The organism is Stenotrophomonas sp. P5_B8 (assembly GCF_054049855.1).
Genome location: NZ_JBFULO010000129.1, coordinates 1 through 9,912, shown reverse-complemented (window position 1 = coordinate 9,912; position 9,912 = coordinate 1). Strand labels below are relative to the sequence as shown.

The window sequence follows — 9,912 nt, the reverse complement described above, 5'->3', positions numbered from 1 at the left end:
CCGAACGCTCGCCGATCTCCCGCATGGGTTGCCGGATGGTCGTCAACGGCGGCGTGAGGTATTGGGAAGACGCCAGGTCGTCGAAGCCGACGATGGACAGGTCCTGCGGTACGCGGATGCCCCTGTCCCGGCAGGCGGCCAGGACGCCCAGCGCCATCTGGTCGCTGAAGCAGAACACGGCGGTCGGCACCGTCGCGCTGGTCAACAGCGCCACCCCGGCTGCATGCCCGGATTCCACGGAGAAGTCACCCGGGACAACGCTCAGGTGACGCAGGCGACCGCGCGCCTTGCCGGCTGCCCGAACCCCTTCCAGTCGCTGCTGGTGCAGGGGATTGTCCGGCGGCCCCCCCACGACGGCGATGCGCTCGTGTCCCAGGCCATACAAGTGGTCCATCACCGCGCGCGCGGCGGCCGCGTTGTCGATGTGGACGCTGGGGATGCCCAGCGCGGGATCGAACTCGCAGCCGTTGACCACCGGCGCGGCAATGCCCTGCTGCTGGACGATGTCACGTGCCGTAGGCGGGAGGCGATGCCCCAGCACGATCAGGCCGTCGGCCTCGTTGCGCCGGAGCATCTGCGCGTAGCGCTCCTCGCGCTCGGGCAGGTTCTGGGTATCGCCCAGCAGTACAGCGTAGCCAACGGCCTGCGCCGCGTCCTCCGCGCCCTGCAGGATCTGGGCGAAGAACGGGTTGGCGATGTCCGGCACGGTGACCAGTATCTTGCCGCTGCGCTGGGTCTTGAGCGTTCTGGCCACCGTGTTGGGGACATAGCCCAAGGCGGCGGCGGCCTGCTCGATGCGCGTGCGCGTGGCCGGCAGCACTTTCTCCGGTCGGGACAGCGCGCGCGACACCGTGCCGGCCGAGACGCCGACGTGCTTTGCAATGTCGTAGATGGTGGCCATGGCGTTACCTCTTCCTTCCGCTGTGCAGTGCACAACGGGTCTTTCAAATGCCCCTGCTAGGATAATGCAATCGATTGCATCGAGGGCGAATCCTCTTGAAAACGCTCAAGGGTCCAGCGCTGTTCCTGGCGCAGTTCATCGGCGACACACCTCCTTTTGATCGGCTGGACACGCTGTCCGGCTGGGCCGCGGGGCTGGGCTATTCTGGCGTACAAGTACCCACCAGCGCGCCCCACCTGTTCGATCTGGCCGAGGCGGCGCGCAGCCAGGCCTACTGCGACGACATCGCCGGCATGCTGGCCGGGCATGGCCTGCAGATCACCGAGCTGTCCACCCACCTGCAAGGGCAGCTGGTCGCGGTCCATCCCGCTTATGACAGCCTGTTCGATGGGTTCGCGCCGCCGGACAAGCGTGGCGATCCGGCTGCCCGCCAAGCCTGGGCGGTGGAGCAGTTGATGCTCGCGGCCAAGGCCAGCGAGCGTCTTGGGCTGGCGGCGCACGCCACCTTCTCCGGCGCGCTGGCCTGGCCCTACTTCTATCCCTGGCCGCAACGCCCGCCGGGGCTGGTGGACGAAGCCTTCGCCGAACTCGGCCGCCGCTGGCGTCCCATCCTGGATGCGTTCGACGCCTGCGGCGTGGACCTGTGCTTCGAGATCCACCCGGGCGAGGACCTGCACGACGGCGCGACCTTCGAGCGCTTCCTCGACGTGGTGGACCATCACCCCCGCGCAAAGATCCTGTACGACCCCAGCCACCTGCTGCTTCAGCAGATGGACTACCTCGGCTTCATCGACCGCTACCACGCGCGCATCGGCATCTTCCACGTCAAGGACGCGGAGTATCACGCCAGTGCGCGCAGTGGCGTCTACGGCGGATACCAGGACTGGATCGATCGTCCGGGGCGGTTCCGCTCGCTCGGGGACGGCCAGATCGACTTCAAGGCGATCTTCTCCAAATTCGCCCAATACGATTTCCCCGGCTGGGCGGTGCTGGAGTGGGAGTGCTGCCTGAAGCACCCGGAAGACGGCGCACGCGAAGGCGCCGCCTTCATTCGCGACCACATCATCCACGTGACCGAGCGCGCCTTCGACGACTTTGCCGAYAGCGGCACCGATCCTGGATCACTGCGCCGCATGCTGGGGATCTGAGCCATCACTGCCTGGGAGGGCAAGCCATGAGGCACACCATGTCGCGCTTGGGCGCGATGATGTTTCTGCAGTTCTTCATCTGGGGCGCGTGGTTCGTGACCCTGGGAACGTACCTGGTGCAGGGGCCGTTGCAGGCCACTGCGAGCCAGGTGGCGACGGCCTTCCTCAGCCAGTCCATCGGCGCCATCGTCGCGCCGTTCCTGGTCGGCCTGATCGCCGACCGCTACTTCGCGGCGCAGCGCATTCTCGCGGTGCTGCATCTGGCCGGCGCGGTGCTGATGTGGCTGGCGTCCACGGCAACCGACTTCCGCATGTTCTTCGCCTGCGTCATGGGCTACATGCTGCTGTTCATGCCGACGCTGGCATTGGCCAACAGCGTGGCGATGCGGCACATGCAATCGCCTGAGAAACAGTTCCCGCTGGTGCGGGTGGCCGGCAGCGTCGGCTGGATCGTGGCGGGCGTGCTGATCGGCTGGCTGGGCTGGGAACAGGCACACCGGCTGGAGCTGACGTTCCAGATGGCCGCGATGGCGTCGCTGGCCCTGGGCCTGTATGCCTTCACCCTGCCGCACACGCCGCCGCTGGCGCAACAGCGCGATGCCGGTCTCGGGCAGATCCTGGGGCTGGATTCGCTGCGACTGCTGAAGTCGCGCGCCTACCTGGTCTTCTTCCTTTCCTCCATCGCCATCTGCGTCCCGCTGGCGTTCTACTACAACTTCACCAATCCGTATCTCAACGATCTGGGCGTACGCAGCGCCGCCGGCCTGCAATCGCTGGGCCAGGTGTCCGAGGTCCTGCTGATGCTGGCCATGCCGTTCCTGTTCGTGCGGCTGGGGGTCAAGACCATGCTGGCGGTGGGCATGGCCGCGTGGGTGGTGCGCTACGTCCTGTTCGCCTTTGGCGATGCGGGCGGCGGTTTCTCCCTGCTGGTGATCGGCATCGTGCTGCATGGCATCTGCTACGACTTCTTTTTCGTCACCGGRCAGATCTACACCGATGCGCATGCCGGCCCTGCCGCACGCAGCAGCGCGCAGGGCTTCATCACCCTGGCCACTTACGGCGTTGGCATGCTGATCGGCACGTTCCTGTCCGGCGCGGTGGTGGAGCACTACACCACGGCGGCGGGCCCGGACTGGCAGAAGATCTGGCTGTTCCCGGCAGGTGTCGCGCTGGTCGTGTTGGTCGCCTTCCTGCTGCTCTTCCGCGACCGGCCGGTGGTCGCGGTCGCCCCTTCCACCCCCTGAGGACCGCACCCGATGCCCAAGCTTGGAATTGCCATCGTCGGTACCGGCATGATCGGCGCCGTACATCGCCGCGCGGCGCTGCTGGCCGGTGCGGAGATCCGTGGCGTGGCCGCCTCGTCACCGCAACGCGCACGCGACGTGGCGCAGGCGTGGGGTGTTGCGCATGCCTATCGGGACATCGAAGAGGTGGTCGCCGATCCACAGGTGCAGGTGGTGCACGTCTGCACGCCCAACCATCTGCACCGCGCCATGGCGCAGGCGGCACTGGAAGCCGGCAAGCACGTGGTCTGCGAAAAGCCGCTGGCGACGACGCTGGAAGACGCCCAGGCCCTGGCTGCACTGGCCGCCTCGAACGGGCTGGTCGCCACGGTGCCCTTCGTCTACCGCTACCACCCGGTGGTGCGCGAGGCACGAGCACGCATCGCGCAGGGCGAACTGGGGCCGCTGCACCTCATCCACGGCAGCTACCTGCAGGACTGGCTGCTGGACCCGGCCAGCAACAACTGGCGCGTGGACCCGGCGCTGGGCGGCGCGTCGCGCGTGTTCGCCGACATCGGCTCGCATTGGTGCGACCTGGTGGAATGGGTCAGCGGCGAGCGTTTCGTCGACGTCAGCGCGGCCTTCGCCACCGTGATCGCCGAGCGCAGCACCGACACCGGGCAGAGCTTCACCACAGCGGCGGCCGGTGGCGCGATGCAGGCGGTTGCGAGCGAGGACGTGGCGGCGGCGATGTTCCGCACTGGCGCCGGCACATTGGCATCGTTGACGGTCAGCCAGGTATCGGCCGGGCGTCGTAATCGCCTCTGGTTCGAGATCGACGGTGCCAGGGCCAGCGTGGCATTCAACCAGGAAGACGCCGAGCGGCTGTGGATCGGCCTGCCCGACCAGCGCGAGGAAGTCTTCGTCCGTGGGCCGGGCGCCGGCAGTGCCGAGCAACGCCGGCTGTCGGTGTTGCCCGCCGGGCATGCGCAGGGCTACGGCCAGTGTTTCGAGGCGTTTGTCGCCGACACCTATCGCGCCATCGAAGGTGAGCACCCGCAGGGCCTGCCCACCTTCGAAGACGGCGTGCGCTCGGCGCTGATCGTCGACCGCGTCATTGCATCGGCCAGGACACGCGCCTGGACCACCATCGGCTGAATCCCGGGAGACCCTCTTGATGAACACCTCTGTTCGCGGAACTGCAATTCTCGCCCTGCTGCTCGCTGCCCTGCCCGCCTTCGCGCACGACGTCGTCGCCCCGCGAGCGCCCATCGCGGTGCAGATGTACTCGTTGCGCAACGCCGGCTCGCTGGACCAGCAGCTGAAGATCGTCCATGACGCGGGCGTGGGTGCGGTGGAAACGGTGGGCACGCAGGGCGTCAGCGCCGCCGAACTCAAGCAGCTGCTGGACCGATACGCGATCAAGGCGATTTCGTCGCACGTGCCCCTGGCCGAGCTGCGCAAGGACCTGGCCGGCGTGGTGGCCTTCAACCGGTCGATCGGCAACACCACGCTGGTGGTGCCTTACCTGGACGCGAAAGATCGGCCGACGGACGCCRCGGGCTGGACCGCACTGGGCCAGGAACTGGGCCGGATCTCCAAACAGGTACGGGGCGAGGGCATGCGCCTGGCCTACCACAATCACGACTTCGAGCTGGTCGACTTCAATGGCAGGACCGGTCTGGACCTGTTGTTCGCCGCCGCCGGGTCTGACCTGCAGACCGAGCTGGATCTTGCCTGGGTGGCGCGCGCCGGCTACGACCCGGCGGTGATGCTGGGCAAGTTCCGCGGCCGGCTGTTCGCAGTGCATGCCAAGGACAATGCGCCCAAAGGCCAGGCCGAAGACGAAGGCGGTTTCGCCGCGGTCGGTCAGGGCGTGCTCGACTGGAACGCGATCCTGCCCGCCGCAGCGGATGCCGGCGTGCAGTGGTACATCATCGAGCACGACCAACCCCGTGATCCTGCCAAGGTCATCAAGACCGGTGCCGATTACCTGCGCGAACACCTGACCGTCAGCCCGCCCGCCCGCGCACCGCGCTAGCCCGCAAAGGAGCCCTGCTTGAAAACGACCCTGACACTGACGCTGGCCCTTTGGGCGGTAACGCATGCGCCATCGGCGTGGTCCAAGGACGACCCGGCTGCGGGCGCGACGCTGTATGCGGCCCACTGCACGGCCTGCCACGGCGCGGATCGCGCGGGCATGCCCGGCGCATTCCCCGCGCTCACCGACATCGGCAAGCGGATGACGCCTGTGCAGATCAAGGAGAAGATCAGCAAGGGCGGCGGGTTGATGCCGCCCTTCTCCCACTTGTCAAAGCAGGAGATCGATGACATCGCCAGTTTCCTGGCGAAGTAGCAGGCCGGCGTTGGCGCCGGCCCTGCGCCGTCAGAGTTCKCGTACCCAGATGTTGCGGTAGCTGACCTTGGCATCGTGTTCCTGCAGGTAGAGCGGCGCGCACCCATGCGGCGCGTACGACGGTGCGCCGATGTACTCGGTCCTGCCCGAGATGACGGTGTCGTCCTGCACCAGCACGCCGTTGTGCAGCACGGTGATGCGGGCCGGTGAGGTGAGTCCGCCGCCTGCCGAGAATCGCGGCGCCCTCCAGACGATGTCGTAAGCCTGCCACTGCCCCGGCGCACGCGAGGCATTCACCCGTGGCATGGCCTGCTTGTAGATCGAGCCGGCCTGGCCGTTGGCGTAGGTCGGGTTGTTGTAGCTGTCCAGCACCTGCAGCTCGTACAGTTCCTGCAGGAAGATGCCGCTGTTGCCCCGGTTCTGACCGTCGAATCCCTTCGTCTCGGTGGGCGTGCGCCACTCGACATGCAGTTGGATGTCGCAGAAGCGCTGCCGGGTGCGGATGCCCTTGCTGCCCGGAACCACTGTGAGTGCGCCATTGGCTACACGCCAAGGTACGCGTCCGCCCTGCTCCGACTCCCAGGCGGAGACATCGTCGCCGTCGAACAGCACGATCGCGTCGGAGGGCGCCCTCCCTTGAGGCGTGGACACGACTGCAGGCACGGGCGTCCACACCTCGGTCTTCGCTGGATCGCGCGCGGGATCGGTCTCGGCCTGTGCAAACACGGAGGCCGTGGCCAGCAGGCCAGCTGCAACCTGGAGAAGCCTGATCAACGTGTTGCGGTTCATCAGCTGGTCCCCCAGGCGGGCGTGCCAGGCACATAGGGCAGGTCGCCGTCGTAGCGGCCCGGTACTGCGACGTAGCGCAGCACGTCGGTCGCGCCGACCTTCGAGGTGAAGAAGCCGAAGATGGCGAGCTGCTTGATCATGGTGAAGTAATGCGGCATCGCTTCTCCTTCCGCGGCGGTGCCGGTCTCGGTCACGTCGACCGCGTGTTTCCTGGCCTCTGCATCCAGCGCGCGCAGGAGCTCGGCACGGGACTGCGGCGCGAGCGACGCGAACCGGCCGCCAGCGCGCTTGTCGATATCGGCCAGCCCTGCGCGGAACGTCGCCTGCTGCCGGGGCGTGTAGCAGTCGGCAACGAACCGCGCCATGAACAGACCGGCACCGGCGTCCTTCGCCCCCGGCGTTGCCGTGCGCGGCAGGATGGTCTCGGCGATTTCATCCAACGTGCCCACATCGGCGTCGGAGAAAGGCGTCTTCGCCCCTGCGGCGGGCGCCTGTCCCTGGACGAGCGCGGGCAGGCCGACCATGGCCGCGCCGGTGGCGGCGACGATCATCTTCAGGAGTTCGCGGCGATCCATCAGAGGTTCCCCGCTTTCAGTTCGCGCACGGCATGGTCGGCGGCCCGCGCCGTCAGCGCCATGTAGGTCAGCGAAGGATTCACGCAGGCGCTGGAGGTCATGCAGGCACCGTCGGTCACATAGACATTGGGCGCATCCCAGACCTGGTTGTGCTGGTTGAGCACCGAGTTGCTGCGATCACGCCCCATGCGCGCGGTCCCCATTTCGTGGATGCCTTTGCCCGGCGCGTAGTCGTTGTCGTGCATTTCCACGTCCCTGACACCGGCGGCCTCCAGCATCTCGGCAGCATCGGCGGCCATGTCCTTGCGCATAGCCTTCTCGTTGTCGCGCATGGACACGTCCATCGCCAATACCGGCAGGCCCCACTTGTCCTTGCGCTCGGCGTCCAAGCGGATCGTATTGTCGTGGTGCGGCAGCATTTCGCCGAAGCCGGTCATGCCGATGCGCCAGTCACCGGGAACGGTCAACGCCTCCTTCAGGTCGACACCGATGTTGAGCTCGGCGATCTCGCGTGACCACCCGTTACGGCTGGCACCGCCCTGGTAACCGAACCCGCGCAGGTAGCCGCGCTTGTCCGCAGCGACGTTGCGGAAACGCGGAATGTAGAAGCCGCAGGGACGACGGCCGAAGTAGTACTTGTCTTCATACCCGTCGACCCGGCCGGAGGCGCCCGCGCCGAAGTGATGGTCCATCACGTTGTGCCCAAGCTCGCCGGACGAGGAGCCCAGCCCACCGTCCCAGACATCGGTCGCCGAGTTCATCAGCAGCCAGGTCGAATTGAAGGACGACGCATTGAGGAAGATGACCTTGGCCGTGTACTGGTAGGTCTGGCCGGTCTCGGCGTCGATGACTTCCACGCCGCGCGCACGCTTGCGGTCCTTGTCATAGAGCACGTCCTTGACGATCGAAAACGGCCGCAATGTGAGGTTGCCGGTCTTCATGGCCGCCGGCAGCGTCGCCGACTGGGTCGAGAAATAGGCACCAAAGGGGCAGCCCAGGATGCACTTGTTGCGRTACTGGCAATTGACCCGGCCCTGTTCGGGCATGGGCTGGGTGATGTTGGCGGTGCGCGAGTGGATCATATGCCGCGTTCCGCCAAAGGCTTTCCGGATCCTCGCGGCCACATCCTTCTCGACGATATTCAGCGGGATCGGCGGCAGGAACTCGCCATCGGGCAGCACATCCAGCCCCTCCCGGGTACCGGCAATGCCCGCGAACTTCTCCACATGGTCGTACCAGGGTGCGATGTCGGCATACCGGATCGGCCAATCGGTGGCGATGCCGTCCTTGAGGTTCGCCTCGAAATCCAGGTCGGAGAAACGATAGCTCTGCCGCCCCCACATCAGCGAGCGACCGCCGACGTGATAACCGCGGAACCAGTCGAACCGCTTGGTTTCGATGTACGGCGATTCCTTTTCGTTGGCCCACATTCCCTCGAGGTTCTCGGCAAGCGCGTAGTCGCGCATCAACACCGGGTAGTCGGCCTTCATCGCTTGGGTTGGCCGGTTGCGGTGTGGAAAATCCCACGGCTCCTTCATCGCGTTGACGTAGTCCTTGACGTGCTCGATGTTGCGTCCGCGTTCCAGCATCAGGACCTTGAGGCCTTTCTCGGTCAGTTCCTTTGCCGCCCAACCGCCACTGATGCCGGAGCCAACGACGATAGCGTCGTAGTGATTGTCTGCCATGGGTTCTACTTCACCTTGGTGGATAGCGTTTCAGACGTCGCAGAGGCGGATCGCCTCGCGCAGCGAGCCGACGGGATCCGGCGCCGCAGGCATGAATTCCTGCGCCAGATAGCCATCGAAACCGGTGTCGCGGATCGCGCGACAGATGGCGGGATAGTGGAGCTCCTGTTGATCTCCGATCTCGTGCCGGCCAGGCACGCCTGCGGTGTGGTAGTGCTTGAAGCACGCGTGATGCTTGCCAATGGTGGCGATGATGTCGCCCTCCATGATCTGCATGTGGTAGATGTCGTACAACAGACCAAAATGATCCGAGCCGAGCCGTTGGCACAGCTCCACGCCCCATGCGGTGTGGTCGCACAGGTAGTCGGGATGATCGACCTTGGAGTTCAGCAGCTCCATCACCAGCACGACGCCGCGCTTCTCGGCGTGCCCAAGGATGCGTTTGAGCCCTGCCTCGGCATGGGCCATGCCCTCCTGGGGGTCCATGCGGTTGCGGTTGCCGGAGAAGCAGATGAGGTTGCGGTAGCCGGCATCGGCCACCAGGTCGATGTGCTGCGTGTAGCGCTCGACCAGCTCCTCGTGGAACTCGCGGCCGGCAAAGCCCTTGGTCAGGCCCAGCTCTGCGCCGTTGCACATCGCGCTGTCCACGCCATGGGCCTTCAGCGTGGGCCAGTCCGCCGGCCCCACCAGATCGATGGCGGCGAACCCGATGGCCTTCACCGTCTGGCAGAGCTGGGCAATCGATTGCTGCGGGAACGTCCAGCGGGCGACGGAGTGCTTCAGGTTGCCCTTGAGCGGCGCGGTGGCTGCGAACGCAGGCAAAACGCCCGCAACCCCCAAGCCAACGCTCCCGATCACCGCCATGCGCAGCGCATGGCGCCGTGTGAGCCCCGGGGCTGGGCCTGGTCCGATCAAATGGATAGGCATCCACTTTCCGGCCTCCCAACCGGTATGACACGCTGACGATTCGATTTAATGCAATCGATTGCACCATAGAGGAGCGCGTCTTTTTTTTGCAAGACGCAGTGCACTAAAACCCATGCTGCAGAGCACAAAGCCCACGGACGTTTGGCTCGACCTTAGGGCTTACGTCGGTATCGTTGAGCGCTGGGAGAAGCCGACCAACGGTCGGCTCTACGGGTGTGCGTACGGTCTTCCCGCGCACACAAATCCGGTTTCAAGGTCGCCTGCGTTGCCCGAGCCGTTGATCGATCTGCGTTGACCGAGCCGTTGAT

Annotated in this window: 10 protein-coding genes; 5 read left to right on the top strand and 5 right to left on the bottom strand. The window is 66.1% G+C overall.

Annotated elements, in window-relative coordinates; all coding sequences use genetic code 11:
• On the bottom strand, positions 1–901 hold a 901-nt coding region (locus ACXJKH_RS09330), incomplete at its 3' end, for a LacI family DNA-binding transcriptional regulator (protein ID WP_457319220.1).
• Positions 902–996: 95 nt separating this feature from the next.
• Between ACXJKH_RS09330 and ACXJKH_RS09325 the strand changes: the two genes are divergently transcribed.
• From ACXJKH_RS09325 to ACXJKH_RS09305, 5 genes are read left to right on the top strand one after another with little or no spacing between them, the layout of a single operon-like run.
• Positions 997–2,049, top strand: coding sequence for a sugar phosphate isomerase/epimerase family protein (locus ACXJKH_RS09325; RefSeq protein ID WP_457319219.1), 1,053 nt, complete (start codon positions 997–999; stop codon positions 2,047–2,049).
• A 26-nt stretch (positions 2,050–2,075) separates the two neighbouring features.
• On the top strand, positions 2,076–3,293 hold the full coding sequence (locus ACXJKH_RS09320) for a nucleoside permease (protein WP_457319218.1): 1,218 nt from the start codon (positions 2,076–2,078) through the stop codon (positions 3,291–3,293).
• Positions 3,294–3,305: 12 nt separating this feature from the next.
• Positions 3,306–4,430 carry a Gfo/Idh/MocA family protein gene (locus tag ACXJKH_RS09315; RefSeq protein ID WP_457319217.1) on the top strand — a complete coding sequence of 375 codons (1,125 nt, stop codon included), beginning with the start codon at positions 3,306–3,308 and terminating at the stop codon, positions 4,428–4,430.
• 19 nt (positions 4,431–4,449) lie between these two features.
• On the top strand, positions 4,450–5,313 hold the full coding sequence (locus ACXJKH_RS09310; protein ID WP_457319216.1) for a sugar phosphate isomerase/epimerase family protein: 864 nt from the start codon (positions 4,450–4,452) through the stop codon (positions 5,311–5,313).
• An 18-nt stretch (positions 5,314–5,331) separates the two neighbouring features.
• A complete protein-coding gene (locus ACXJKH_RS09305; RefSeq protein WP_457319215.1) occupies positions 5,332–5,628 on the top strand; it encodes a c-type cytochrome in 297 nt (98 codons plus the stop codon).
• Between the two features lie 30 nt (positions 5,629–5,658).
• Here the strand turns inward: ACXJKH_RS09305 and ACXJKH_RS09300 are convergent, their stop codons facing one another.
• Genes ACXJKH_RS09300 through ACXJKH_RS09285 form a run of 4 tightly spaced genes read right to left on the bottom strand, consistent with a single transcriptional unit; the run spans position 5,659 to position 9,604 of the window.
• Positions 5,659–6,417, bottom strand: coding sequence for a 3-keto-disaccharide hydrolase (locus ACXJKH_RS09300; RefSeq protein ID WP_457319214.1), 759 nt, complete (start codon positions 6,415–6,417; stop codon positions 5,659–5,661).
• A complete protein-coding gene (locus ACXJKH_RS09295) occupies positions 6,417–6,992 on the bottom strand; it encodes a gluconate 2-dehydrogenase subunit 3 family protein (RefSeq protein ID WP_457319213.1) in 576 nt (191 codons plus the stop codon). Before ACXJKH_RS09295 ends, ACXJKH_RS09300 begins: the two co-directional genes overlap by 1 nt.
• Positions 6,992–8,677 carry a GMC oxidoreductase gene (locus ACXJKH_RS09290; protein WP_457319212.1) on the bottom strand — a complete coding sequence of 562 codons (1,686 nt, stop codon included), beginning with the start codon at positions 8,675–8,677 and terminating at the stop codon, positions 6,992–6,994. Before ACXJKH_RS09290 ends, ACXJKH_RS09295 begins: the two co-directional genes overlap by 1 nt.
• Positions 8,678–8,707: 30 nt before the next feature.
• A complete protein-coding gene (locus ACXJKH_RS09285; RefSeq protein ID WP_457319211.1) occupies positions 8,708–9,604 on the bottom strand; it encodes a hydroxypyruvate isomerase family protein in 897 nt (298 codons plus the stop codon).
• Between the last annotated feature and the right edge of the window lie 308 nt (positions 9,605–9,912).

Coding starts and splice junctions, on each gene's coding strand:
- ACXJKH_RS09315 (WP_457319217.1), top strand. CDS start 3,306: ATGCCCAAGCTTGGAATTGCCATCGTCGGTACCGGCATGATCGGCGCC.
- ACXJKH_RS09295 (WP_457319213.1), bottom strand. CDS start 6,992: ATGGATCGCCGCGAACTCCTGAAGATGATCGTCGCCGCCACCGGCGCG.
- ACXJKH_RS09285 (WP_457319211.1), bottom strand. CDS start 9,604: ATGCCTATCCATTTGATCGGACCAGGCCCAGCCCCGGGGCTCACACGG.